We start from the raw sequence: 23,728 nt of genomic DNA on the forward strand, positions 1-23,728 counted from the left end.
GTAGGCGCGAATAAGCGGAGCGCCGCCCGATTCGCGCCTACGGCAAAAAACCGAATTCATGACAGGTGTCCCATGACCACAGTCAACGTATACCAACAGCGCCCCGAAGCGGGCGTAAAGGCTGAATCGCCGCTGTTCCACGCCGATCTCGGCAGCCTGGTCGGCAAAGGCCGCGCCAACCCCGGTGTCACGCTGCGCGAGAAGAAACTGCTCGGCCATCTGACCCTCCGTGGCGACGCTCGTGATCCGGCGTTCGCTGCCGGAGTTCACAAGGCTCTGGGCATGGAATTGCCTGCCGCGCTCACATTGGTCAGCAGTGGCGAAAGCTCGCTGCAATGGCTCGGCCCGGATGAGTGGCTGCTGATCGTGCCCACCGGCGAAGAGTTTGCGACCGAACAACGGCTGCGCGAAGCGCTGTCGGGGCTGCATATCTCTGTGGTGAATGTCAGCGGCGGCCAATCGATTCTGGAGCTGACCGGCCCCAATGTTCGTGAAGTGCTGATGAAGTCCACCAGCTATGACGTACACCCCGACAACTTCCCGGTGGGCAAGGCCGTTGGCACCGTGTTCGCCAAGTCGCAACTGGTGATTCGCCGCACGGGCGAAGAAACCTGGGAGCTGCTGATCCGTCGCAGCTTCTCGGATTACTGGTGGCTTTGGCTGCAGGATGCCAGTGCCGAATACGGATTGACCATCAAGGCGTAGGAGACTCCGCCGTGTCCCTGACACTGTAGGAGCGAATTCATTCGCGAACAGCGGCAGTAAACAGGAGTCACCTTTATATGAGTCGCGCCCCTGATACATGGATTTTGACTGCCGACTGCCCCAGTGTGCTGGGGACGGTGGATGCGGTAACCCGCTATCTGTTCGAGCAGGGCTGCTATGTCACTGAACACCATTCGTTCGATGACCGGCTCTCGGGACGTTTTTTCATTCGTGTTGAATTCCGTCAGCCCGACGGCTTCGACGAAGCGGCCTTTCGCTCTGGCTTGACCGAGCGCGGTGAAGCCTTTGGCATGATCTTCGAGCTGACGGCACCGAACTACCGGCCAAAAGTCGTGATCATGGTTTCCAAGGCCGACCACTGCCTGAACGATCTGCTCTATCGTCAGCGCATCAACCAGTTGTCCATGGATGTGGTGGCGGTGGTTTCCAATCACCCCGATCTTGAGCCTCTGGCTGGCTGGCACGGAATTCCGTACTACCATTTCCCACTTGACCCGAACGATAAGCCTTCTCAAGAAGCCAAGGTCTGGCAGGTCATCGAAGATTCAGGTGCGGAACTGGTGATTCTCGCCCGTTACATGCAGGTGCTGTCACCGGACCTGTGCCGCAAGCTCGACGGCAAGGCGATCAACATTCATCACTCGCTGCTGCCGGGCTTCAAGGGAGCCAAGCCTTACCATCAGGCCTACAACAAGGGCGTGAAACTGGTGGGCGCGACGGCGCATTACATCAACAACGACCTGGACGAAGGACCGATCATTGCCCAGGGCGTCGAAGTGGTAGACCACAGCCACTATCCCGAAGACCTGATTGCCAAAGGCCGGGATATCGAAGGGCTGACACTGGCACGCGCTGTCGGGTATCACATTGAACGGCGGGTTTTTCTGAATGCCAACAGAACGGTGGTTCTGTAGAGCTGCAAGTGACAAGTTTCAAGCTGCACGTTGAACGCTGGCGAGATCCTCTTGGCGCTTGAAGCTTGCCACTTGTAGCTACCGCCCCTCTTTTTTCCAACAACAAAATACAGAGGTGAAAGCATGTCTGGTAATCGCGGTGTGGTGTATCTCGGCGCTGGCAAGGTCGAGGTGCAAACAATTCCTTTCCCGAAAATGCAGGATCCAAGGGGCAAGCGCATCGAACACGGAGTCATTCTGCGCGTTGTTTCCACCAACATCTGCGGCTCGGACCAGCACATGGTTCGCGGTCGTACCACTGCCCAGACCGGGCTGGTGCTCGGTCATGAAATTACTGGCGAAGTGCTCGAAGCCGGGCGCGATGTCGAAAACCTCAAGGTCGGCGACCTGGTTTCGGTGCCGTTCAACGTGGCGTGCGGTCGTTGCCGCAGTTGCAAGGAGCAGCACACCGGCGTCTGCCTGACCGTCAACCCGGCACGTGCCGGTGGAGCGTATGGTTATGTTGATATGGGCGACTGGGTCGGCGGGCAAGCGGAATACGTGCTGGTGCCTTACGCCGATTTCAACCTGCTGAAACTGCCTGACCGCGATGCGGCCATGGAGAAGATCCGCGACCTGACCTGCCTCTCCGACATTCTGCCGACCGGTTATCACGGCGCAGTGACTGCGGGTGTCGGTCCGGGCAGCACCGTGTATGTCGCCGGTGCCGGGCCTGTCGGTCTGGCGGCTGCTGCTTCGGCACGCTTGCTGGGTGCTGCGGTGGTGATCGTCGGCGATGTGAACCCGACGCGTCTGGTTCACGCCAAGGCTCAGGGTTTCGAGATCGCCGACCTGTCGCTGGATACGCCACTTCACGAACAGATCGCCGCGCTACTGGGTGAGCCTGAAGTGGATTGCGCCATCGATGCCGTGGGCTTTGAAGCGCGTGGCCATGGTCATACAGGTGCGCAGTCCGAGGCGCCGGCCACGGTGCTCAACTCGTTGATGGGCGTGGTACGTGTTGCCGGCAAGATCGGTATCCCCGGCCTGTACGTCACCGAAGATCCGGGTGCCGTGGATGCCGCAGCGAAAATGGGCAGCCTGAGTATCCGCTTTGGCCTGGGCTGGGCCAAATCCCACAGCTTCCATACCGGCCAGACCCCGGTCATGAAGTACAACCGTCAATTGATGCAGGCCATCATGTGGGACCGCATCAAGATCGCCGATGTGGTGGGTGTCGAAGTCATCAGCCTGGATGACGCGCCCCGTGGCTACGGCGAGTTTGATGCGGGCGTGCCGAAGAAATTCGTGATCGACCCGCACAAGCTGTTCAGCGCTGCCTGATAGCTATAGGAGCGAATTCATTCGCGAATGAATTCGCTCTCCTACAGGGTAGGAAATAACCTGTATTCAACTGTTTCTGGCGGGAACAAGCCCTCCATCCTCCAGTCAAACCGTCTGTTTTATCATCCACCACTGGATGGTTTCGGTTAGAGGTTGACTGTAATGAATACTGCTCGCGGTATGGTACTTGCTACATTGATGGCCCTGGCGGCAAGCCCGGCTTTTGCGTTCAATCTGAATGACGCAGCCAATGCGGTTTCCAACGCCACAGGCGGTAATCAGAAAGCCACGGCGGCACCTGAGGCTGCCGGCCTGCTCAATACCCTCGGTACACAACTGAATGTCACCCCCGAACAGGCTGTTGGCGGTACGGGCGCTTTACTTGGGTTGGCGAAGAACAAACTCACCGGCCCCGATTATTCCCAACTCACTAAATCCGTTCCGGGACTTGATCAGTTGTCGGGGCTTTCCGCGTTGAATACGCTGGGTGACGGCGGGCTTGGTGCCTTGCTGGGCGGCAGCGGCAAATCGGGAAGCGGTTCGGCGCTCGGCAGTGCGTTGGGCAATGTGCAGAACATGGATGACGTGAACAACGCATTCAAGGCGCTGGGCATGGACAGCAGCATGGTCAGCCAGTTTGTGCCGGTGATCCTGCAATACCTCGGCCAGCAAGGCGCCAGCGGCTCCGCATTGCAGAGCCTGAGCGGTCTATGGGGTGCCGGTAGCTGATTCGTTACGCAAGGCGCTGATATGGGCGTCCTTTTCGATCCAGAGCTGGTTGACCCAGTTCTGGATCCGTTCGCGAAACAGCGGATCGTTCTCGTAGTCGCCTTGCCACAGCGCAGGGTCCAGTTCCCGGGTCTTGATGTCGACGATCACCTTCGGCACTCGCCCGCACAGCATGTCCCAGAACCCCGGAATCCGTGAGCCGGGATACACCACCGTCACATCCAGAATCGCATCCAGTTGTTCGCCCATGGCAGCCAGCACGAACGCTACGCCTCCGGCCTTGGGCTTGAGCAGGTTCTTGTAGGGCGATGCTTGTGCCGCATGTTTGGCTTTTGTGAAGCGTGTGCCTTCCAGATAGTTGACGATGGTCACCGGCTGGCGCTTGAACAGCTCGCAGGCGGCCTTGGTGATTTCCAGATCCTTGCCCTTGAGTTCCGGGTGCTTTGCCAGGAACGCCTTGCTGTAGCGCTTCATGAACGGGTAATCCAGTCCCCACCAGGCCAGCCCCAGAAACGGTACCCAGATCAGTTCCTTTTTCAGGAAGAACTTGAAGAAGGGTGTGCGACGGTTGAGCGCCTGTACAAGGGCCGGGATATCAACCCACGACTGATGGTTGCAGATCAGCAGGTAGGAGGTATCGCCGCGCAGGTCTTCGTGGCCGCGAATCTCCCAGCGGGTCGGGGTGAATGCGCCGAAGATGTATTTGTTGATATGCGCCCAGGTTTCCGCAAACCACATCACCGCCGCTGAGCAGTGATCACGCATATGCCCCTGGAACAGCAGTTTGAGCAGGGCGCAAACCAATAGCGGGCCGATCAGCACGAGGGTGTTGATCAGCAGCAGAAGGGTGACGAAACAGCCACAAAGCACTCGACGCATAAGGTTCTCTTGAGTCTCTTCAAGGTTGGCAATGATAGAGACACTGATTTGCCGCGCCAATTACACAGGTGCTTACAAATGTTTCACGCGCTGACGATTATGCTGGTCATATCCGAACAAACTTCAAGTTCGCTGTCTAAAACCGGGCGTCAATAAGGCGCTGCCCCCTGCGAGGAACTTGCCACGTGAAACCGATTCTGGCGCTGTTGTCCCTGCTGGCGTTGCCTGTCATGGCCGCCGAACCGACGCTGTATGGTCGCTATGAAAACATCAAGGTCGCCGAGATCGGCCAGACCTTCAAGGCCAAGATGGACACCGGTGCACTGACAGCATCCCTGTCGGCCAAGGACATCGAGTTGTTCCAGCGTGATGGCGAGGACTGGGTACGTTTCCGTCTGGCGACCAAGGATGCCGACAGGAAAGTCTACGAACACAAGGTTTCCCGCATCAGCACGATCAAGGGCCGCGCTGAGGGCGATGACGACGATGAAGCCATCGATTCCGCCAAGCGCCCGGTCGTTGATCTTGAACTGTGCCTGGGCAACAAGAAGCGCACGGTCGAAGTGAACCTTGTGGATCGCAGCCACTTCAACTATCCATTGCTGATTGGTGCCAAGGCCCTGCGCGAGTTCGATGCCGCAGTAAATCCGGCGCGTCGCTATACCGCTGACCAGCCCGATTGCTGATTGACGTCACGGGCTGAAATCGCGATCAAACGAACGGCTGGGTCGCCAGCATCGATGGCCGCTGGCTGACGTCGGCGTACCAGTTGGCCAGCCGCGGATAGCTGCTGCGCCAGCGCAGGTCCGGCTGACGGAAGTCCAGATAGCCAAGGGCGGCTGCCACGCTGATGGAGGCTATATCGAAGGATGAGCTGAGTTCGGTGATTGCGTCCTGCTCGAAATAGCTCAGGGCGCGCTCGATCTTTTCCTGCTGGTTATCGAGCCACTGATCCCAGTGCTTTTCCTGAGGACGCAGCGCCGTTTCGTAACGGATCAGCAGAGCAGCGTCCATCAGGGCATCGGCCAGCGAAGCCAGGGTCAGACGCCTCCAGCGGGCCGAGCCTTCACGAGGGATCAGCGGGTTGCCTACGTGCTGGTGATCCAGATAGTCGAGGATCACCCGGCTGTCATGAATGATATTGCCGTCAGCCAGGCGCAAGGCCGGGATCTTGCCAGCAGGATTGTCATCGTTGAGTTCGGCAGAAGGGTTGACCGGTGTGAGCAGTGTCGTCTGCAACTTCACTCTGTCGAGCTGTCCGGTTTCATGCAGCAGGACAACCACCTTGCGGGCGAAGGGAGAAGCTGGGTTGGAATACAACGTCATGGTAGGTGCTGACATGAATGTTCCTCGGCGGGTACAGATTCATAGACTAGTCAGCGGGCTGTGGGTCTGCAATCCGGTTTTCGCGAATGAATTCGCTCCTGCGAGGTGGCGTAGGAGCCAATTCATTCGCTAAAAAAGGTCATCCCCGACGTTTCATCAATCCCCGAATACTCAACCCCGCCGCAATCCCCATCCCGACCCAGGCCAGGGTATCCCACCAGCCATCGCCCAGCAGGGCCATGAACAAGCCCGCGCCTGTCAGCGCGCCAACCAGACCGGGCACGGCAAAGGTCGAGCCCTTTTTCATGGTTTCACCTGCGTTCGACGTCTTACCCACCACAGATAAAGCCCGCTTCCCAGCACGATGATGGTCAGTACATCCAGCGCCGCCCACAGAATCTTCATCGGCATGCCGCCGTAATCACCGAAGTGTAACGGCTGCGACATGCCCAGAGCATCCATGTACCAGGGCCGTTCGACGATGGCGGTGACCTGCAGGGTCTGGGCGTCGATCAAGACCGGCGTCGCCAGGTGAGCGGTCAGGTGCGTGTCGCCCTTGAGGAACACGGCGTAATGGTGTTCGCTGGAAAAGCGCGTGCCGGGGAAGGCGATGAAATCCGGTTTCATGCCCGGCACGGCGGTTTCGGCGATGTCCAGCAGGCGTGTGGCAGGGGCTCGCTGGAGCAGCGGCGGGGCGTCGCGGTACGGTTCGATCATGGTCGCCAGAGCATCGTTGCGCCACGAGGCAATCAACAGATCGGCGCAGGCACTGATCACTCCGGTCACACCCACCACCAGCGCCCAGGTCAGGGTCACAACGCCGATCAGGTTATGCAGGTCCAGCCAGCGGGTGCGCGTGGACTTGCCTGCGCGCACGGTGCCGAATTCAAGCTTGCGCATGAAAGGCGCATACAGCACGGTCCCGGAAACAATCGCGACCACAAACAGTAACCCCATGAATGCCAGCAACAGTTTGCCCGGCAGCTCGGCATACATATCCACATGCAGGCGCAGCATGACCATCATGAAGCCGCCGTTGGCCGACGGCATTTCCTGGGCTTCACCGGTACGGGCATCCAGAGCGAAGGTATGGGACGAATTGGGTTCGGTGCCTGCCGTCGCTGCGGTAATTGCCATGACGCCATTGGGATCGTCTTCGTCCCAGCCGAAATACTGCAGCACTTCACCGGGCCGGTGGGCCTCGGCGGCCTGAACCAGTTGTTCAAGGTTCAGGCGCGGTGTGTCGGCGGGCATTTCCCGGTAGTGCGGTGCATCGCCCAGCAGATGGTCAATCTCGTGATGAAAGATCAGCGGCAGGCCGGTGATCGCCAGCATCAGCAGGAACAGTGTGCAGATCAGGCTGCTCCAGGTATGGATGATGGACCAGCGGCGCACGGTTTGGCTTTTCATTGCATGTTCCAAAAGCAAAAGGCCCGCTGACAATCAGAGGGCCTTTGGAATGTGTGTCAAATCACCACTTGTAATTGACGCTGGCGACGACGTTGCGCTGATCGCCGTAGTAGCACCAGAAGCCATCGCAGGTTGCCAGGTAGTCCTTGTTGAAAATGTTCTTGGCATCCACTGCCACCGAAGCCCCTTTCAGGCTGCTGGCCAGGCGGCCCAGGTCGTAATGTACCGAAGCGTCGTAGACGGTGTAGGAGCCTACATGGCCCAGAGCGGTATTGCTCTGGTTGCCATAAGTGTCACCCACATAACGTACGCCTGCGCCGACGCCGAATCCATCGAGTGCGCCGTTGTGCCAGGTGTAGTCAGCCCAGGCCGTGGCCTGATTGCGCGGTACTTGCGGGACACGGTTGCCCTTGTCGTCACCCTTGAGGATTTCGCTGTCGGTGTAGGTATAGGAACTGATCAGCTTCAGGTTGTCAGTCACGTCCGAAGTGGCTTCAAGCTCCAGGCCACGGACCTTGATCTCGCCGATCTGACTGGTGATGTTGTTCTCGGTGATCGATACGTTCTTCTGGCGCAGGTCGAATACGGCCGCCGTCAGCAGGGTTCTGGAGCCGGGTGGTTGATACTTCAGGCCTGCTTCGTACTGACGGCCTTCGGTGGGTTTGAACGACTCGGTGGCGCTGACGCCTGCGCCGGTCGCAGGCTGAAACGACTCGGTGTAGGAAATATACGGCGTGAAGCCGTTATCGAAGACATAACTCAAGCCCGCGTTGGCGCTGAAGTTTTTGTCGCGCTGGGTGCTGGTCACATCGTTGTTGTTATAGAACTTTGTGCCGGTATGCACCCAGTCTTCACGACCGCCCAGGGTCAGGCGCCACTTGTCCAGAGAGATCTGGTCTTGTGCATAAAGGCCGGTCTGCCGGGTTTTCTGGTTGTAGTCGTACAGTGACGAATAGAGCACGTTGGAGAAGTCAGCGCCGTACACCGGGCGGTTGACGTTGGTGCCTGGAACGTTGCCAAAGCCATACAGCCACTGGTAGTTGGTATTGGAGCGCTGATGGTCCAGACCCAGCAATACGGTATGGCTCAAGGCACCGGTCTGGAAGTCGGCCTGGAAGTTGTTGTCCACGGCAAACTGGCTGATGTCTTCGTTGACCACGCCTGTGGTGCGCCCGATGTTGCCGTTCGCATCGACGGCGGTCGGACCATTGTTGACGCTCAAGGCCTGGAACGACAGATCGCTCTTGGTGTAACGCAGGTTCTGGCGGAACTGCCAGACATCGTTCAGACGATGATCGAATGCGTAGCCCAGCGCGTAGTAGGTGCGGTCATAGAATTCCCAGTCCGGATCCCCCAGGTTCTTGTGATGGGAAATCCTGCCGCTGGCCGACTCCAGCTTTGTACCCTGCAAGGGCAGGAACTGGCCGGTGATCCCGGTATCGTCACGGGTGTATTGGGAGATGAACGTCAGGTGCGTGTCGTCATCGATATTCCAGGTCACGCTGGGCGCAATGTTGTAGCGCTTGTCCGGGATGTGGTCGATGGCCGAGCCGCTGTCACGCACGACACCGCTGACGCGATACAGGAACTGGCCTTCATCGTCGATCTTGCCGGTGCTGTCGAAATTGATCTGCTTGTGTTCATTGTTGCCGACCTGCAGGCCGACTTCGTTGCTGCTTTCGGCTTGCGGGCGGCGGCTGACCATGTCGAGCATGCCGCCTGGAGGTGTCTGGCCGTAGACCGAGGACGACGGGCCGCGCAGGACCGCGATGCGCTCAAGGTTCCATGGCTCGGGCTTGGGGTTGGCATAGGAGCCGACCGGCATGGGCAGGCCGTCGAGGAACTGGGTCGGGACAAAGCCGCGAATCCGCAGCCAGTCGTTGCGCGAGTCGGAGCCATAACCGCTGCTGACGACGCCAGCGGTATAGCGCAGGGCATCATTGAGGTTGAGTACGGAGCGATCATCCATTTGCTGGCGGGTCACCACAGAGATCGAACGCGGCGCCTCGACGATAGGTGTGTCTGTCTTGCTGCCGGCCGCCGTGCGGGTCGCGGTATAACCCGTGACAGGGCCCCATGCGGTTTCATTGTCACCCTGCGAGCCCTGAATGGTGGTTTCCGGCAAGGCCAGTGTCCCTTCCGGTGCGGCTTCCAGGCTGTAAGTGCCTGCGCTGCTCTGCACCAGTTGCAGCCCTGTGCCACGCAAGGCCTGACGCATGGCCGCAGTGGCCTCGAACTGACCTTGCACCGGTGCTGACGTGCGACCGCTGACCAGCGATGGGTTGATCGCCAGGGCCAGGCCTGCCTGACTGGCAATCTGATTCAGCGTGGTGGACAGCGCGGCGGCGGGCAGGTTGTAGGCGCGAACGCTTGAAGCCTGTTCGGCGGCAATCGGCGCGGTGCTCACCAGCGGTGCGCCGAAGGCGATTGCCAATGCCAGCAGGCTGGGACGCATAAGGGTTTCAAGCGGGCGAGACATACAAGGCTCCAGGGCAAACGGTATCTATTGCCTCTCTGCCGCACGAGTCTGAAAAAGTGACAGGGCTGCTGGTGAAAATATTTCGGGATCAGGGTTTTTCGGGCGATGCGCCGTCGTTTTGCCCGGTCCGGGCCTGGACTTTCACCCACCATGGCGTGTGCTGCACGATCTGCACCGGCAAGGTCGGCGTCAAGGCCTTGAGGGCCAGATCGGTATTGCCCAGCGGGAAGCTGCCGGTAATCCGCAGGTCCGCGACCTGAGGCGACACACCCAGATAACCGACCCGGTAGCGGCTCAGTTCGTCGAGCATGTCGCCCAGGCGGGCGTTGTCCATGACCAGCATGCCGCGGGTCCAGGCATCGACGCCTGAAGGCAGGCTCAGCAGCGGGCCGAGCCCGTTTGCCGTCAGCAGGACCTGCTGGCCCTCGCGCAAGACCTGCTCGTTGCCGTTGTCACGAGGGTTGGCCGCGACTGCCGATTGCAGCACGCTCAGACGCGTGCCATCGGTTTCGCGCCTGACGAGGAAGCGAGTGCCCAGGGCGCGCATCCTGCCGTCGCTGGTTTCGACGATGAAGGGGCGTGGATCGTCATGGTTGCCGGTTTCGACCAGTATTTCCCCATCCTGCAGCACGACCCGACGCTGTTGCGCGTCGTAGTGAACATCGATTGCGCTGTGGGTATTGAGACGAATCAGGGTGTTGTCCGCCAGACGAATGTCCCGCTGTTCGCCGGTTGCGGTACGCTGGTCGGCCAGCCAGTAATCCAGCGGCAGGTAGCGCTCGCTCATGAACAGCGCCAGCCCGCAGCTCAGCAATATTCCGGCGAGCCCACCGCCCAATTTGCGTACGCGACGGCGAAGGGTGCCGGGTGATTGTTGCAAGGCCTTGCGTGCGGGACCTGCGGGAATGGCGAAGCGCTGGTTGAGCATGCCCAACTGGCTCCAGGCCCGGGCGTGCTCTTCGTTGGCGGCCAGCCATTTGCTGAATTCGTCTTGCTCGATCCCGTCGCCGGAATCCAGGCACAGTTGCCACGCAATGGCGGCATCCAGCACGTGGGCGGAAACGGGTCTTGAACCCGCGAATTTCATGTCGGCTCGCCATAAAGGGCGATGTAGCACTGGCGCATGGCCTGGGCCAGGTATTGCCGCACCCGTGAAACCGAAACCCCCAGACGCTCGGCGATTTCGCCATGGCTCAGGCCGTCCAGACGGTTGTACAGAAACGCCGCCCGGGCTTTGCTCGACAGCTTGTCCAGCATCCGGTCGATGGCCTTGAGGTCTTCAAGGATCAGTAATTGATCCTGCGGGGAAGGGTGTTCGGCTTCCGGGATCAGCATCAGCTCATTGAGATAAGCCTGTTCCAGCGCTGCGCGGCGGAAATAGTCGAACAACAGACCTTTGGCGATCGCTGCCAGAAAGGCGCGTGGTTCATTCGGGGTCTTGAGTTCGTCACGTCCCAGCAGGCGTACGAAAGTGTCCTGGCTCAGGTCTTCGGCCCGCTGCGGGCAGGCCACATTGCGTCGAAGCCAGGCCAGCAGCCAGCTGCGATGGTCGCGATACAACACGCCAACGATCTCGTTATGAGTGCTTGGGGCTGACGACACGAATGGCCTCGAATGGAAATGTGTTAAATAACGAGAACGATTCGCGATTCTGTCAGAGCGCGTGGATACTGGCAATTGACGCTTATCGGAATACCGACTTCGCGAATGAATTCGCTCCTGCACCTGTGGGCGAATTCATTCGCGAAACAATAAGATCAGCGCTTATTCCCGACCGGCGCCAGCAACAGCTCGATACGGTGCTTGCGAATACCATCGGCTGCGGCTTCTGCCAGCGCGGCATCGGTGATGATGGTGTCGAACTGTTCAAGGGCCGAAACCTTGTACATGCCGAAGGTGCCGTATTTTGAGCTGGTGGCGATCAGCACGGTCTGTGATGCTGACTGCATGGCCGCCTGTTTGACTTCGACTTTCAGCGCCGAAGGTGTGGTGGTGCCCCGTTGCAGGTCCCATGAGCTGGTGGACAGGAACGCCACATCCGTGGCCAGTTGACGCAATGTCGCAGCAGCCAGCCCGCCGACGCTGGAGCGATTGGGATGATCGAGCAGGCCACCGGTGTGAATGACATCCACATGAGAGGCATCGGCCAGGGCGTTGACGATGCCGAAGTCATTGGTGACCACGGTCATGCCGGACAGCGCCACGATATGCGGCACGATCTCCAGGGTGCTGGTGCCGGCGTCCAGATAAATGGTCATGTCCGGGTGCAGCAGCCCGGCCGCGAGCCTGGCCATGCCTTGCTTGTGGGGCAACTCCACGACAGCCTTGGATTGATGGCTGGGTTCGCTGTGGACCTGGCTGGCGATACGCACGCCACCGGTCACCGAATAGGCGCGTCCTTCCTGTTCCAGCACGGCGATATCGCGGCGGATGGTCATGTGCGAGCAATCGAACATCTCCATCAACTGGTGCACGCTGAGTACCTGGTGCTTGCGCAATTGACGAAGCATCAGCTCGCGGCGCTGATCTGGGATCATCGGTGTACCGCCAACGATGGCGATATCCTCTTCGGTGGACATTCCTACTCCTGGGCATCCATGACCCGCCAGCGGCAGGCGGCGGTCGTGGCATCTTAGCCAATCGCTTCGACAATCGCAGCAGCTCTCTCCACGGCAAGTCTGTGGGCAGCCGCCGAATCCACTATGCTCGCGCAGGTGCATAGAGTTGTTTGAAGGAGAGTATGAGTGCTGGCAACTGTTCTGGTGTTGATGGCAGCGGTGCTGCATGCAATATGGAACACCCTCGTCAAATTCAGTGTCGAACGGCTGCTCGTGATTGCCAGCATGGATGCCGTGGCTCTGCTCTGTGCGCTTCTGGCGCTGGGGTTTGTCACCGCTCCGCAAACTCATATCTGGCCATGGCTGGTGGCTTCGGCGCTTTTCGAGCTGCTTTATCGCTATCTGTTGATCAAGGCTTATCGGGTCGGAGACCTCGGGCTGGTCTATCCGCTGATGCGGGGGCTTTCGCCGTTGGTGGTGCTGGGGCTGACTCTGGTGTTTGCGGGCGAGCAATTGAGTGGGCAGCAGATTTTCGGGATCTTGCTGATTCCTCTGGGGATGGTCTGTCTGCTTTGGCAGGGTGGAGGTGGCGCTCGTCTGCCATGGTCGATGTTACCCGTGGTGGGCATGATTGGCGTATGCATCGGCAGCTACACTTGGATCGACGGGCAAGCCATTCGTTTGGGAGCACATCCGCTGGACTATCTGGTCTGGCTGACGCTGATCAGCGCCTGGCCTTTTCCGTTCCTTGCGGTCTGTCACAAGCGCTCGGCCTTCATGGGGTTCTGGCGAGAGCAGTGGCAATTGGGGCTGTGCGTCGGGCTGTGTGTCCTGTTCAGCTATGCGCTGGTGCTTTGGGCCATGCAATTGGGGTCGGTTGCCGAAGCTGCGGCATTGCGGGAGGTCAGCGTAGTGCTGGTGGTGCTGTTCGGTATGCGTTATCTGAAAGAGCCTTTTGGTCGCCCTCGGCTGTTGGCTTGCGGGCTGGTATTGCTCGGCATGTTTCTAATGAAGTTCAAGTTATAGGAAGTTGAGGTATGACAGTTGCATTCTGGTGCGTATTGATTGCGATCCTTTTGCCGATCGTTTGTGCTGCCATAGCCAAGATCGGAAGTGGCAGGTACACCAACAGGCATAATCGCGATCCACGAAGCTTTCTCGACTCACTGGAGGGTTTTCCCAAGCGCGCCCATGCGGCGCAATTGAACAGTTATGAAATCACTCCTGCTTTCGCTGCTGCGGTCATCATTGCTCATATAGCGGGCAATGCGCAGTTGGTCACTATCGATGTACTGGCCGTTCTATTCATTACCAGTCGGTTGCTCTACATCATCTTCTACGTTGCCGATCTGGCTACCATGCGTTCTGTGGTGTGGCTGATCGGTCTTGCTGCCATTGTAGGAATGTTTGTAGCTTCGGCTTTTCCGGCTGCCTGAGTGCGGCATTGCTGCACGTCTCTTCAAAGGTGGCCGAGGACACTGGCCACCGTTGCCCATCCGATGCATCGAGCCCTGATTTGAAAAGACTGTGTGCTGTCCTGTTTTGCTGTCTGGTACTGAGCGCCTGCGGCGGTGTCGACCCCGACTCGCCCTTGGGGCAGCGCAAGGCGATCTTCAAGGAAATGCTCAAGACCAGTGAGGATCTGGGGGGCATGTTGCGCGGGCGCATCGCATTCGATGGTCAGCGTTTCAGCGATGGGGCGATCCGTCTCGACAGCCTGGCCCATGAACCCTGGAAGCATTTTCCACAGGTCAGGGAATCCGGCCATACAAACGCAACGGATGCGGTCTGGCAGAAACAAACACGCTTTCAGGACATGGCCCGTGCCCTTGAAACCGCAACCGGCGAGCTGGTGACGGCATTCGGCGTCAGGCCGTTTTCAGCCAGTAACCTGGCGCCCGCAGTCGACAAGGTCGAGGCTGCGTGCCAGGCCTGTCACCGGGAATTCAGGAATCACTGAAACCAAATACCCCGTAGGAGCGAATTCATTCGCGAATAAGCGGAGCGCCGCCCGATTCTCCTACTGGACTTTTTCCAGCTCGGTCTGGGCTTCCTGCAATTGCTTGCGCGACTCGGCGAGCTTGTCTTTGCGCTTGTCGATCTTCTCCGGGTCGCCCTTGGCCATGGCCTTGTTCAGGTCGTTCTGGCGGCGGCTCACTTCGCGCTTGGCATCCAGCACGTTCTGTTCCCGCTGCTTGAGCAATGATGTTTCGGTGCAGTTGGCGTTGACCTCGCTCAGGGCTTTTTCCAGGCCTGCCTGCTCACGTTTATTGCCATCGGCCTTGGCTTCTTGAATCTTGCTGCTGATCTCCTGGCTCTTGACCAGGCACTCCGATGGAGGCGGGGCCTGTTCGGCGGCGAGTAACGAGGGGGCTGACAGCGTGAAGCTGCCGAGCAGAATAAGGGTGGAAAGAAACTTCATGTGAACTCCTTGAAAAACCATAACGTCCGGTCACGCGGGCGATGAAAAAAATATTAAAAACCTGCGATACCTTGCTCCCGTAGCTGCTCGCGCAATGCCTGCACCTGCGGGTCCTGAAAAAACTGCCAGAGTCGTGCGGCCCTTCCTGGGCCTATACCCGGTTCGCTTTGCCATTGTTCGACACTTCTTGCAGCCAGCTCGTGCCATTCCATCTCCGGATTCAGCCTGCCTGCCGGGGGTAGACCGATAGCGACAAGCCAGGTCTGAAACGGCCTTTCGCGAGCGATCTGCAGGCTGTCGAACAGTCTTGTGCTGCTGCGTTCTGCGAACCCTGGAATCTTAGCAAGCTGCGCACGATCCAGGGTCATCCAGTCGAGCAGACCGTTGATTTGGCCGGCTTCGATCAGTTTGTCCCAGGTTCCCGGTCCAACTCCCGGTAATGCCAGCCCCTTCTTGCTGCTGAGCCATACGAGTCTTGCCCGGAACTGACTTTCACATCCAGGTGTCGGCTGCCAGCAACTCAGACCATGAAAATCGCTTTGTTGTGGAACCGTCAGCACAATTCTTTCGCCATTGCGTGAAACCACCTTGTCCAGGCGTGGAATGGTAAGGCCTGCAAGGCTCAGGGAAACCTGATCGCCGGGTCGGATATCCAGCGTCTGCCAGCGTTGCAGTGAACCGACGCTGAGCCTGCTGATGGTCCGGTCATCCAGTCGCACAGGGCTTAGCTCCAGCACCGGGGTGATCCTGCCACTGCGTCCGATATTGAAGTTGACCTTGCGCACTTCTGCCAGCACCTGGGCGTAGGGGTATTTCCAGGCTGCTATCCAGTACGGTGCCTTGGCTTGCCAGCGCCGGGCGGGCGGACGTTCACCTTGACGCATGATGATGCCGTCAGTGGCAAATGGCAGTGCATTGCGGTACCAGTAATCCCGCCAGTCCCTGGCCTGGTCAAAGCTTTCCAGCGGCTGGGTGTAGGCGGTGCTGTCGTCGAACCCCATGGCTTTCAGGCCGGCGATTCGTTCTTGCAGGGTCGTCGGCCCGGTGGGCCAGTCCCAGACGAATAAACCGATCTGTTGCGCTTCTGCAGCGCTCATGTCGTTCCGAGCCATCCATCCGGCGACCTTGCTCCGGGCGTTGATGCTGCCTGCCGTGGCCTGTACATGCGCGGTCTGGCGCCAGTACAGTTCACCTTGCAGAACCATGGGGTCAGGCTGCGGCAATTGTTTGGGAATGGCGGATATGAGTTGTGCCTGATGTGTCCAGTCCTGGCCGTTGACGCCGTCGCCACGACTGATGGCCTTGCTCAGCCTGCCGTTCTCATACACCAGTGAGACCGCCACGCCATCGACTTTGGGCTGTATCCACACGTCCTTGCGACCTTTCAGCCAGGCCTGCACCGCTCGATCGTCTGCCAGCTTGGTGACGCCGGTATGGGGAACGGGGTGAGGAAGTGGCCCTCTGGCGGTTTTCAGTGGGTTGCCTTCGGAAATGCCTGAGGCGAAGCAGGAACGCAGGGCATTCAGTCGCTGGCGGGACTGATCATAAATTTCATCTTCTATCAGCGAGACGCCTTCCCGGTGATAGCTGTCGTCCCATTGGCCGATTTGTTGCTGCAAAGACAGAATCTCGTTGTGGGCTCTGGCAGGTGACCAGTCGGGACATGGGCTGGCGGAAACCGCCGAGGCTATGAGAATCAGGGCTGCGCAGCCCGCTAGACGTACAGCGTTCAACATCGAAGCATCCTTGCTTGAGGGAGTGGCTTTGAGGCTAGACGTTGTTCGCTGCCGCGATGAGTCAGGTGATTACCGGGTTTTTCAGCGGGTACAGATGAGGGCGAATTCTGTGAGTAGCTGTGTCTTTAGTCTTTATTGCAAGCATGCAGAATAAGCATTCGGTTCAACTATCGATCGGGTGTCTCATGGATCTATCGACCCTCGCCGTTTTCATTCCTGCCTGTTTCGCCCTCAACATGGCGCCGGGCCCGAACAATCTGCTATCTATCAGCAACGCGACGCGCTATGGCTTTGTCCGGTCATGTGTCGGTGGTGTTGGACGATTATTGGCCTTTGTGATCATGATCTCGCTGGCTGCTGTGGGACTTGCGGCAGTGCTGCATACGTCCGAGTGGCTGTTTCATGTGATCAAGGTTGTCGGCGCTGCCTATCTGCTTTATCTGGCGGTGCAGTTGTGGCGAGCCAGTCCCCAGGATCAGGGCGATATGAGTGCTGTTTCGGCAAATAGGTGGAGCCTGGCGCGTCAGGAGTTTTTGGTGGCCATCGGCAATCCCAAAGCGATTCTATTGTTTACGGCTTTCTTGCCGCAGTTCATCGACCATACGGGCAATGTAACCAGTCAGTTCGCGATACTGGGCGGGCTGTTTATAGCTTTGGAGTGTGTGGCTATCAGTCTGTACGGCTACATGGGCGTGCATGCTCGTCGACTGTTTGCCCGGCCCAGCGGCAAGCGCTTGTTCAATCGCGCCTGCGCCGGGTTGCTTGCGGGAGCCGCTTCGGTGTTATTGGTGTCGCGGCGGGCTTGAGGGCCGGTTATTTCTGATGGTTTGTATCCTGCCCGCCAAAGATGTTCGAGCGGCTGTTTGAGCGGCTGCCATCATTGTTTTGTGTGTCTTGCCCGCCGAAGATATTTGAGCGGCTGGTTGAACGACTGCCGTCGCTATATTGCGTGTCTTGTCCACCGAAGATGTTTGCGCGGCTGTTTGAACTGCTGCCATCGTTGTTTTTTGTGTCTTGTCCGCCAAAGATGTTGGACCGGCTATTTGAACTTCTGCCATCACTGTATTGCGTGTCTTGCCCACCGAAGATGTTTGCCCTGCTTGTTGAAGTTGTTCCATTGTCATAGCGGCAGTCATAACCGCCAAAGATGTTGGCGCTGCACGTATCGGCAAAAGCTTGATGCAGCGGTGAGGCGAGCAGAATGGAGCCCAACAGAATAGCCTTGAGGTTCATGATGTTCCTTACAATAAGTGCAGGAATAACGGGGCAAAGTAATCAGCCTCACTCGACACGGCGAGAATGATTGAGTGGTTGGTGGCGGGAAAGCATTAATGGCTTGGTTTTCGGGACACCTCGTCAAGGGTTGAGTTAATAGAGTGGCCTTTTTCACCCTTTTAAACTTATGGGGTTATGGCATTGCGCTATTATCTATACAGACTGAATGTTCCAGACTAAGTTTCGAGTGCAAGAAAAAATAGCGTCACGTCACGCGCTCAGAGGCGAACTTGAAGCTTCTGTCATCGCCACAAACAACAAAGCCCCGGATGATCGGATCAACCGGGGCTTTGTGTTGAAGCGTTAAAGCGTATTACAGACCGGCAGCCTTGCGCAGTGCGTCGGCGCGGTCGGTTTTTTCCCAGGTGAACGTGGTGAAGGTGTCGTCACCCACGGTCTTGGTTTGCGGCGTGCGACCGAAGTGGCCGTAAGCTGCCGTTTCCTGATACATCGGGTGCAGCAGGTCGAGCATCGTGGTGATTGCGTATGGACGCAGGTCGAAGATGTCGCGAACCAGCTTGATGATCTTGTCATCGCTGATCTTGCCGGTGCCGAAGGTGTTCAGGGAGATCGAAGTCGGTTGAGCGACGCCGATGGCGTAGGAAACCTGAATCTCGCAGCGCTCGGCCAGGCCGGCAGCAACGATATTCTTGGCAACGTAGCGGCCAGCGTAGGCAGCGGAACGGTCAACCTTCGATGGATCCTTGCCGGAGAACGCGCCGCCGCCGTGGCGAGCCATGCCGCCGTAGCTGTCGACGATGATCTTGCGACCGGTCAGACCGCAGTCACCTACCGGGCCGCCAATGATGAACTGGCCAGTCGGGTTGATGTGGAACTGGGTGTCCTTGTGCAGCAGCTCGGCTGGCAGCACGTGCTTGACGATCAGCTCCATCACGCCTTCGCGCAGATCGTTGTAGGAAACTTCAGGGTTGTGCTGGGTCGACAGAACGATGGCGTCGATGCCAACCACCTTGCCGTCTTCATAGCGGCAAGTGACCTGGGATTTTGCATCCGGGCGCAGCCAAGGCAGCAGGCCGGACTTGCGGGCTTCGGCCTGGCGCTTCACCAGTTGGTGCGAGAACGCGATTGGCGCAGGCATCAGCTCGGCCGTTTCGTTGCTGGCGTAGCCGAACATCAGGCCCTGGTCACCGGCGCCCTGATCTTCAGGCTTGGCACGGTCAACACCCTGGTTGATGTCAGGAGACTGCTTGCCGATGATGTTCATCACGCCGCAGGTAGCGCCGTCGAAGCCGACGTCGGAGCTGGTGTAGCCAATGTCGCTGATCACGTCACGAACGATCTGCTCGAGGTCAACCCATGCACTGGTGGTGACTTCGCCAGCAACAATTGCAACACCAGTCTTGACCAGGGTTTCCACCGCTACGCGAGCGTGTTTGTCCTGGGCGATGATGGCGTCAAGAACCGCGTCGGAAATCTGGTCGGCGATCTTGTCTGGGTGTCCTTCGGACACGGACTCGGAGGTGAAAAGTGAGTATTCGCTCATCTCTACGGGTTTCCTGAATTTTACCGATGGTGAGTGTTGCCAGCCGGTCGCTGAAAATGGCGAACCTGGATCTGGAAACCATTACGTAAGCCTACATACAGGCTTTCCCCGGGAACTAGCCCCGCAGCGATGGCCCAACGGGCCAGATCATCCTGTTCAAAACCTAACCAGAGATCGCCACAGGCCTCCCTGGCCCAGCTCTGGTCATGACTACACAACTCTGTTACCAGCAGGCTACCGCCGGGTTGCAATCGCTCGGCCAGTTGCCTCAAGGCTTCGGCCGGTGCGGCGAAATGATGAAGCACCATGTTCAGAACGACACAGTCGGCGCTTACTTTAGTGCCCGTAAGGGCGTCGGCCAGTACCAGCTCGACATTGCCCAGCTTCTCGCGCTCGCAGACATCGCGGGCCAGTTCCAGCATCGCCGGGCTGTTGTCCATGGCGGTGACATGGGCAAAGCGCCTGGCCAGTTCCGGTAGAAAGCCGCCGTCGCCGGGGCCGACTTCCAGTGCTGTTGCCTGAGCGTTGAAGCTCAGTTTGTCCAGCAGACTCAACAGGCTGTCGCGGTATTGGGCAAGGCCTGCGATCAGATCCTGCTGGGCGCGAAACTTTTCTGCGGTACGGGCAAAGAAATCCTGACTGGCCTGGGCGCGTTGTCGGTGCACAAGGTCGATGCGCAGGCTGACATCCTCGGGGAGGGTCAGGACATCCACTTCATCGAGCAGGGCCGCGTGCAGCCTGCCACCGGTCAGTTGAGTGTGGGGCAGGGCGCGACGATAAAAGATCGCATTGCCTTCCCGGCGTGTCGCTACCAGAGAGGCTTGTGCCAGCACTTTCAGGTGATGACTCATGCCTGACTGGCCGATGGCAAAGATCTGCGCCAGCTCCAGTACGCCAAACGAATCGTTGGCCAGGGCGCGCAATACATTCAGCCGCAAAGGGTCGCCGCCGGCCTTGCACAAGGCAGAGAGGTCGTCGCAGTCGTCATGGCTGATTGCAGGCACACACAGGTTCATGGGGTCGCAGTCTAGTTAGCGACCGTTCCGGCTGCAAGAGCAATATCAAAAAGTTTTGATATTGGTTTGTCAGGGACTTTGTCCGTGATGGCCATCACGTTATTCCGCGGCACAACCTTCATTACTGAAGGGAAATAAGGCGACAAGGCAGGAAAAACACCTGCCAACGACTATCTTTCATTGCTCCCAGGCAGTGCCTGAGAGAAAATGGTCGCCTTTTTTCCGATCCCATTCCTTCATTCTCCAGGAGATCAGCGATGCCAAGCCGTCGTGAGCGTGCCAACGCCATTCGTGCCCTCAGCATGGATGCCGTGCAAAAAGCCAACAGCGGCCATCCCGGTGCCCCCATGGGCATGGCGGATATCGCCGAAGTTCTGTGGCGCGACTATCTGAAGCACAACCCGGCAAACCCTGCGTTCGCCGACCGTGACCGCTTCATTCTGTCCAACGGCCACGGCTCGATGTTGATTTACTCGTTGCTGCACCTGACCGGCTACGACCTGTCCATCGACGACCTGAAGAACTTCCGTCAACTGCACAGCCGCACGCCGGGTCACCCGGAATACGGCTACACCCCGGGTGTCGAAACCACCACCGGCCCGCTGGGTCAGGGTTTTGCCAACGCCGTCGGTTTTGCCGTGGCCGAAAAGACCCTGGCAGCACAGTTCAACCGCCCAGGCCACAACATCGTCGACCACAACACCTACGTGTTCATGGGCGATGGCTGCATGATGGAAGGTATTTCCCACGAAGTCGCTTCCCTGGCCGGTACTCTGGGCCTGGGCAAGCTGATCGCCTTCTACGATGACAACGGCATCTCCATCGACGGCGAAGTCGAAGGCTGGTTCACCGACGATACGCCGAAGCGTTTCGAGTCCTACGGCTGGCAGGTCATCCGCAATGTCGACGGTCACGATGCCGACGAAATCAAGACCGCCATCGACACCGCCCGCAAGAGCGAGCAGCCGACCCTGATCTGCTGCAAGACCACCATCGGTTTCGGTTCGCCCAACAAACAGGGCAAGGAAGAGTCCCACGGCGCTCCACTGGGTGCCGATGAAATCGCCCTGACCCGCGCTGCGCTGAAATGGAACCACGGTCCTTTCGAAATCCCGGCCGATATCTACGCCCAGTGGGATGCGAAAGAAAAAGGCCTGGCTGCCGAAGCTGACTGGGATCAGCGTTTTGCTGCCTACTCCGCTGCTTTCCCTGAGCTGGCCAACGATTTCATCCGTCGCATGAGCGGTGAGCTGCCTGCCGACTTCGCTGAAAAATCGGCTGCTTATGTGGCTGAAGTCAACGCCAAGGGCGAAACCATTGCCAGCCGTAAAGCCAGCCAGAACGCTCTGGGTGCTTTCGGCCCGTTGCTGCCTGAGTTCCTGGGTGGTTCGGCTGACCTGGCCGGCTCCAACCTGACCATCTGGAAAGGCTGCAAAAGCATCACCGGCGAAGACGCCAACGGTAACTACCTGCATTACGGCGTGCGTGAATTCGGTCAGGCCGCAATGATGAACGGTATCGCCCTGCACGGCGGTTTCGTTCCTTACGGCGCGACCTTCCTGATCTTCATGGAATACGCCCGTAACGCAGTGCGCATGGCCGCTCTGATGAAGAAGCGTGTGATCCATGTGTTCACCCACGACTCCATCGGTCTGGGCGAAGACGGCCCGACTCACCAGCCGGTCGAGCAACTGACCAGCCTGCGTACCACGCCGAACCTGGACACCTGGCGCCCGGCGGATGCCGTGGAATCGGCCGTGGCCTGGAAATACGCCATCGAGCGTAACGATGGCCCGTCGGCGCTGATCTTCTCCCGTCAGAACCTGCCTCATCAGACCCGTGACGCAGCTCAACTGGCGGATATCGCCCGTGGTGGCTACGTGCTGCGCGACTGCGCCGGCGAGCCTGAGCTGATCCTGATCGCTACCGGTTCGGAAATTGGTCTGGCCGTGCAGGCTTACGACGCCCTGACCGCTCAAGGCCGCAAGGTGCGCGTGGTTTCCATGCCTTGCACCAGCGTCTTCGAGGCCCAGGACCCAGGTTACAAGCAAGCCGTTCTGCCGTTGCAGGTCAGCGCCCGTATCGCCATCGAAGCTGCCCACGCTGACTACTGGTACAAGTACGTCGGCCTGGAAGGTCGCGTGATCGGCATGACCACCTTCGGCGAGTCGGCACCTGCGCCTGCGCTATTCGAGGAGTTCGGCTTCACTCTGGAGAACATCCTGAGCACGGCTGAAGAGTTGTTGGAAGACTGAGAAAGGTCGCAATAATCCTGTAGGAGTGGATTCATCCGCGAAGGCCCCTTCGCGAATGAATTCGCTCCTACGGGTTTTATGTGCCGTCTGATTTATCTGCTTGCGAGCACTCCATGCCCCAAAACCGCACTTACAAAGTTGCTCTGAACGGCTACGGCCGGATCGGTCGTTGTGTCTTGCGTGCGCTCTGTGAGCGAGGTGCACGGGCAGGTTTTGAAGTGGTCGCGATCAATGATCTGGCCGATATGGCCAGTCTCGAATATCTCACCCGTTTCGATTCCACTCATGGCCGTTTCCCCGGCGATGTGCGGGTCGATGGGGAATACCTGCACATCAACGATCACCGGATCAAAGTGCTACGCAGCGCAACGCCCGAGGGTATCGACTGGGCGGCGCTGGGTGCGGATCTGGTGCTTGAGTGTTCAGGCGTCTACAACACCCGCGAAGATGGCCAGCGCTTTCTCGATGCGGGTGCCTCGCGGGTGCTGTTCTCGCAACCGATGGCCAGCGAATCCGATGTGGATGCGACCATCGTGTTCGGCATCAATCAGCAGAAGCTGACCGGCACCGAGCGACTGGTTTCCAACGCATCCTGCACCACCAACTGCAGCGTGCCGTTGCTGCGCCTGCTGGATAATGCGCTGGGCCTTGAATACATTTCGATCACCACCATCCACTCGGCAATGAACGATCAGCCGGTGATCGATGCTTATCACCACGAGGATTTGCGCCGTACGCGCTCGGCTTTCCAGTCCATCATTCCGGTATCCACTGGTCTGGCACGCGGAATCGAGCGGCTCCTGCCGGAACTTGCGGGCCGAATTCAGGCCAAAGCAGTTCGCGTACCGACGGTCAACGTCTCGTGCCTGGATATCACGCTGCAAACGGCGCGTGATACCGATGCTGTGGAAATCAATCGAATCTTGCGTGAGGCCGCCACCAGCGGCCCGCTCAAAGGCCTGCTGGCATACACCGAGCTGCCGCATGCCAGTTGTGATTTCAACCATGACCCTCATTCGGCCATTGTCGATGCGAGTCAGACCCGAGTTTCCGGCCCCCGGCTGGTAAACCTGCTGGCCTGGTTCGATAACGAATGGGGTTTTGCCAATCGAATGCTCGACGTTGCGGACCATTTCTTGCGCGTCGCGGATCAACAACAGTAAAAAACAGGAACGC

24 protein-coding genes are annotated in these 23,728 nt (G+C 58.7%); 11 read left to right on the forward strand and 13 right to left on the reverse strand.

Going from position 1 to position 23,728, the window contains the following annotated elements; all coding sequences use genetic code 11:
- Positions 1-72: 72 nt before the first annotated feature.
- The 4 genes from KGD89_RS02240 (at position 73) to KGD89_RS02255 (ending at position 3,692) form a co-directional block, all read left to right on the forward strand.
- Positions 73-705, forward strand: coding sequence for a sarcosine oxidase subunit gamma (locus tag KGD89_RS02240; RefSeq protein WP_025258204.1), 633 nt, complete (start codon positions 73-75; stop codon positions 703-705).
- A 77-nt stretch (positions 706-782) separates the two neighbouring features.
- Positions 783-1,640: a formyltetrahydrofolate deformylase gene (purU, locus tag KGD89_RS02245; RefSeq protein WP_025258205.1), complete on the forward strand. Its 858-nt coding sequence runs from the start codon at positions 783-785 to the stop codon at positions 1,638-1,640.
- A gap of 123 nt (positions 1,641-1,763) precedes the next feature.
- Positions 1,764-2,963 (forward strand): formaldehyde dehydrogenase, glutathione-independent, encoded by a 1,200-nt coding sequence (gene fdhA / locus KGD89_RS02250; protein WP_025258206.1) that lies wholly within the window; start codon positions 1,764-1,766, stop codon positions 2,961-2,963.
- A gap of 162 nt (positions 2,964-3,125) precedes the next feature.
- Positions 3,126-3,692 carry a DUF2780 domain-containing protein gene (locus KGD89_RS02255; protein ID WP_025258207.1) on the forward strand — a complete coding sequence of 189 codons (567 nt, stop codon included), beginning with the start codon at positions 3,126-3,128 and terminating at the stop codon, positions 3,690-3,692.
- Here KGD89_RS02255 and KGD89_RS02260 read toward each other — a convergent pair.
- Positions 3,672-4,571 carry an acyltransferase gene (locus KGD89_RS02260; RefSeq protein ID WP_025258208.1) on the reverse strand — a complete coding sequence of 300 codons (900 nt, stop codon included), beginning with the start codon at positions 4,569-4,571 and terminating at the stop codon, positions 3,672-3,674. The genes KGD89_RS02255 and KGD89_RS02260 overlap by 21 nt on opposite strands.
- A 185-nt stretch (positions 4,572-4,756) precedes the next feature.
- Here KGD89_RS02260 and rloA2 point away from each other — a divergent pair, with 185 nt between their 5' ends.
- Positions 4,757-5,257, forward strand: coding sequence for a retropepsin-like aspartic peptidase RloA2 (gene rloA2 / locus KGD89_RS02265; protein ID WP_025258209.1), 501 nt, complete (start codon positions 4,757-4,759; stop codon positions 5,255-5,257).
- Between the two features lie 25 nt (positions 5,258-5,282).
- Here the strand turns inward: rloA2 and KGD89_RS02270 are convergent, their stop codons facing one another.
- The 7 genes from KGD89_RS02270 to KGD89_RS02300 form a co-directional block, all read right to left on the reverse strand.
- Positions 5,283-5,912 carry a glutathione S-transferase family protein gene (locus KGD89_RS02270; RefSeq protein ID WP_025258210.1) on the reverse strand — a complete coding sequence of 210 codons (630 nt, stop codon included), beginning with the start codon at positions 5,910-5,912 and terminating at the stop codon, positions 5,283-5,285.
- Positions 5,913-6,036: 124 nt separating this feature from the next.
- Positions 6,037-6,204 carry a hypothetical protein gene (locus KGD89_RS02275; protein ID WP_038399736.1) on the reverse strand — a complete coding sequence of 56 codons (168 nt, stop codon included), beginning with the start codon at positions 6,202-6,204 and terminating at the stop codon, positions 6,037-6,039.
- Positions 6,201-7,307: a PepSY-associated TM helix domain-containing protein gene (locus KGD89_RS02280; protein WP_025258211.1), complete on the reverse strand. Its 1,107-nt coding sequence runs from the start codon at positions 7,305-7,307 to the stop codon at positions 6,201-6,203. Before KGD89_RS02280 ends, KGD89_RS02275 begins: the two co-directional genes overlap by 4 nt.
- Before the next feature lie 61 nt (positions 7,308-7,368).
- Positions 7,369-9,786 carry a TonB-dependent siderophore receptor gene (locus KGD89_RS02285; protein ID WP_025258212.1) on the reverse strand — a complete coding sequence of 806 codons (2,418 nt, stop codon included), beginning with the start codon at positions 9,784-9,786 and terminating at the stop codon, positions 7,369-7,371.
- Between the two features lie 88 nt (positions 9,787-9,874).
- Positions 9,875-10,873, reverse strand: coding sequence for a FecR domain-containing protein (locus KGD89_RS02290; protein ID WP_025258213.1), 999 nt, complete (start codon positions 10,871-10,873; stop codon positions 9,875-9,877).
- Entirely contained in the window at positions 10,870-11,388 is a 519-nt protein-coding gene (locus tag KGD89_RS02295) for an RNA polymerase sigma factor (protein WP_025258214.1), read from the reverse strand. The genes KGD89_RS02290 and KGD89_RS02295 overlap by 4 nt, the downstream gene beginning before the upstream one ends.
- Before the next feature lie 155 nt (positions 11,389-11,543).
- Positions 11,544-12,365, reverse strand: coding sequence for a DeoR/GlpR family DNA-binding transcription regulator (locus tag KGD89_RS02300; RefSeq protein WP_025258215.1), 822 nt, complete (start codon positions 12,363-12,365; stop codon positions 11,544-11,546).
- 165 nt (positions 12,366-12,530) lie between these two features.
- On the opposite strand from KGD89_RS02300, the gene KGD89_RS02305 reads away from it, so the two are divergent.
- The 3 genes from KGD89_RS02305 (at position 12,531) to KGD89_RS02315 (ending at position 14,304) form a co-directional block, all read left to right on the forward strand.
- Positions 12,531-13,370 (forward strand): DMT family transporter, encoded by an 840-nt coding sequence (locus KGD89_RS02305; protein WP_025258216.1) that lies wholly within the window; start codon positions 12,531-12,533, stop codon positions 13,368-13,370.
- Between the two features lie 11 nt (positions 13,371-13,381).
- A complete protein-coding gene (locus KGD89_RS02310) occupies positions 13,382-13,780 on the forward strand; it encodes an MAPEG family protein (protein WP_025258217.1) in 399 nt (132 codons plus the stop codon).
- A gap of 80 nt (positions 13,781-13,860) precedes the next feature.
- Positions 13,861-14,304 carry a c-type cytochrome gene (locus KGD89_RS02315; RefSeq protein ID WP_025258218.1) on the forward strand — a complete coding sequence of 148 codons (444 nt, stop codon included), beginning with the start codon at positions 13,861-13,863 and terminating at the stop codon, positions 14,302-14,304.
- A gap of 60 nt (positions 14,305-14,364) precedes the next feature.
- On the opposite strand, the gene KGD89_RS02320 is transcribed toward KGD89_RS02315, so the two are convergent.
- Complete coding sequence (locus tag KGD89_RS02320) at positions 14,365-14,766, reverse strand: DUF1090 domain-containing protein (RefSeq protein WP_038399737.1); 402 nt, start codon at positions 14,764-14,766, stop codon at positions 14,365-14,367.
- Positions 14,767-14,819: 53 nt separating this feature from the next.
- On the reverse strand, positions 14,820-16,502 hold the full coding sequence (ligB, locus tag KGD89_RS02325; RefSeq protein WP_025258219.1) for an NAD-dependent DNA ligase LigB: 1,683 nt from the start codon (positions 16,500-16,502) through the stop codon (positions 14,820-14,822).
- Between the two features lie 185 nt (positions 16,503-16,687).
- On the opposite strand from ligB, the gene KGD89_RS02330 reads away from it, so the two are divergent.
- A complete protein-coding gene (locus KGD89_RS02330) occupies positions 16,688-17,308 on the forward strand; it encodes a LysE family translocator (RefSeq protein WP_025258220.1) in 621 nt (206 codons plus the stop codon).
- 7 nt (positions 17,309-17,315) lie between these two features.
- On the opposite strand, the gene KGD89_RS02335 is transcribed toward KGD89_RS02330, so the two are convergent.
- The 3 genes from KGD89_RS02335 to KGD89_RS02345 form a co-directional block, all read right to left on the reverse strand.
- Complete coding sequence (locus KGD89_RS02335; RefSeq protein ID WP_025258221.1) at positions 17,316-17,735, reverse strand: hypothetical protein; 420 nt, start codon at positions 17,733-17,735, stop codon at positions 17,316-17,318.
- Positions 17,736-18,090: 355 nt separating this feature from the next.
- Entirely contained in the window at positions 18,091-19,281 is a 1,191-nt protein-coding gene (gene metK / locus KGD89_RS02340) for a methionine adenosyltransferase (protein ID WP_025258222.1), read from the reverse strand.
- Between the two features lie 20 nt (positions 19,282-19,301).
- Positions 19,302-20,297: an ArsR/SmtB family transcription factor gene (locus tag KGD89_RS02345; protein WP_025258223.1), complete on the reverse strand. Its 996-nt coding sequence runs from the start codon at positions 20,295-20,297 to the stop codon at positions 19,302-19,304.
- Between the two features lie 257 nt (positions 20,298-20,554).
- Between KGD89_RS02345 and tkt the strand changes: the two genes are divergently transcribed.
- Together tkt and epd are read left to right on the forward strand one after the other, a co-directional pair.
- Positions 20,555-22,552: a transketolase gene (gene tkt / locus KGD89_RS02350; protein WP_025258224.1), complete on the forward strand. Its 1,998-nt coding sequence runs from the start codon at positions 20,555-20,557 to the stop codon at positions 22,550-22,552.
- Between the two features lie 113 nt (positions 22,553-22,665).
- Positions 22,666-23,715, forward strand: a complete 1,050-nt coding sequence (epd, locus tag KGD89_RS02355; protein WP_025258225.1) for an erythrose-4-phosphate dehydrogenase — start codon at positions 22,666-22,668, stop codon at positions 23,713-23,715.
- The last annotated feature ends 13 nt before the right edge of the window (positions 23,716-23,728 follow it).

Origin of the sequence: Pseudomonas cichorii, assembly GCF_018343775.1 — a bacterium.
Classification (GTDB): domain Bacteria; phylum Pseudomonadota; class Gammaproteobacteria; order Pseudomonadales; family Pseudomonadaceae; genus Aquipseudomonas; species Aquipseudomonas cichorii.

Bases quoted from the DNA above. Each gene is read 5' to 3' on its own strand.
- metK (WP_025258222.1), bottom strand. From the start codon at position 19,281: ATGAGCGAATACTCACTTTTCACCTCCGAGTCCGTGTCCGAAGGACAC.
- fdhA (WP_025258206.1), top strand. From the start codon at position 1,764: ATGTCTGGTAATCGCGGTGTGGTGTATCTCGGCGCTGGCAAGGTCGAG.
- KGD89_RS02280 (WP_025258211.1), bottom strand. From the start codon at position 7,307: ATGAAAAGCCAAACCGTGCGCCGCTGGTCCATCATCCATACCTGGAGC.
- KGD89_RS02285 (WP_025258212.1), bottom strand. From the start codon at position 9,786: ATGTCTCGCCCGCTTGAAACCCTTATGCGTCCCAGCCTGCTGGCATTG.
- tkt (WP_025258224.1), top strand. From the start codon at position 20,555: ATGCCAAGCCGTCGTGAGCGTGCCAACGCCATTCGTGCCCTCAGCATG.
- KGD89_RS02345 (WP_025258223.1), bottom strand. From the start codon at position 20,297: ATGAACCTGTGTGTGCCTGCAATCAGCCATGACGACTGCGACGACCTC.
- KGD89_RS02275 (WP_038399736.1), bottom strand. From the start codon at position 6,204: ATGAAAAAGGGCTCGACCTTTGCCGTGCCCGGTCTGGTTGGCGCGCTG.
- KGD89_RS02270 (WP_025258210.1), bottom strand. From the start codon at position 5,912: ATGTCAGCACCTACCATGACGTTGTATTCCAACCCAGCTTCTCCCTTC.
- KGD89_RS02310 (WP_025258217.1), top strand. From the start codon at position 13,382: ATGACAGTTGCATTCTGGTGCGTATTGATTGCGATCCTTTTGCCGATC.
- KGD89_RS02335 (WP_025258221.1), bottom strand. From the start codon at position 17,735: ATGAACCTCAAGGCTATTCTGTTGGGCTCCATTCTGCTCGCCTCACCG.
- KGD89_RS02320 (WP_038399737.1), bottom strand. From the start codon at position 14,766: ATGAAGTTTCTTTCCACCCTTATTCTGCTCGGCAGCTTCACGCTGTCA.
- KGD89_RS02330 (WP_025258220.1), top strand. From the start codon at position 16,688: ATGGATCTATCGACCCTCGCCGTTTTCATTCCTGCCTGTTTCGCCCTC.
- epd (WP_025258225.1), top strand. From the start codon at position 22,666: ATGCCCCAAAACCGCACTTACAAAGTTGCTCTGAACGGCTACGGCCGG.
- KGD89_RS02300 (WP_025258215.1), bottom strand. From the start codon at position 12,365: ATGTCCACCGAAGAGGATATCGCCATCGTTGGCGGTACACCGATGATC.
- KGD89_RS02260 (WP_025258208.1), bottom strand. From the start codon at position 4,571: ATGCGTCGAGTGCTTTGTGGCTGTTTCGTCACCCTTCTGCTGCTGATC.
- ligB (WP_025258219.1), bottom strand. From the start codon at position 16,502: ATGTTGAACGCTGTACGTCTAGCGGGCTGCGCAGCCCTGATTCTCATA.
- KGD89_RS02255 (WP_025258207.1), top strand. From the start codon at position 3,126: ATGAATACTGCTCGCGGTATGGTACTTGCTACATTGATGGCCCTGGCG.
- KGD89_RS02240 (WP_025258204.1), top strand. From the start codon at position 73: ATGACCACAGTCAACGTATACCAACAGCGCCCCGAAGCGGGCGTAAAG.
- purU (WP_025258205.1), top strand. From the start codon at position 783: ATGAGTCGCGCCCCTGATACATGGATTTTGACTGCCGACTGCCCCAGT.
- KGD89_RS02290 (WP_025258213.1), bottom strand. From the start codon at position 10,873: ATGAAATTCGCGGGTTCAAGACCCGTTTCCGCCCACGTGCTGGATGCC.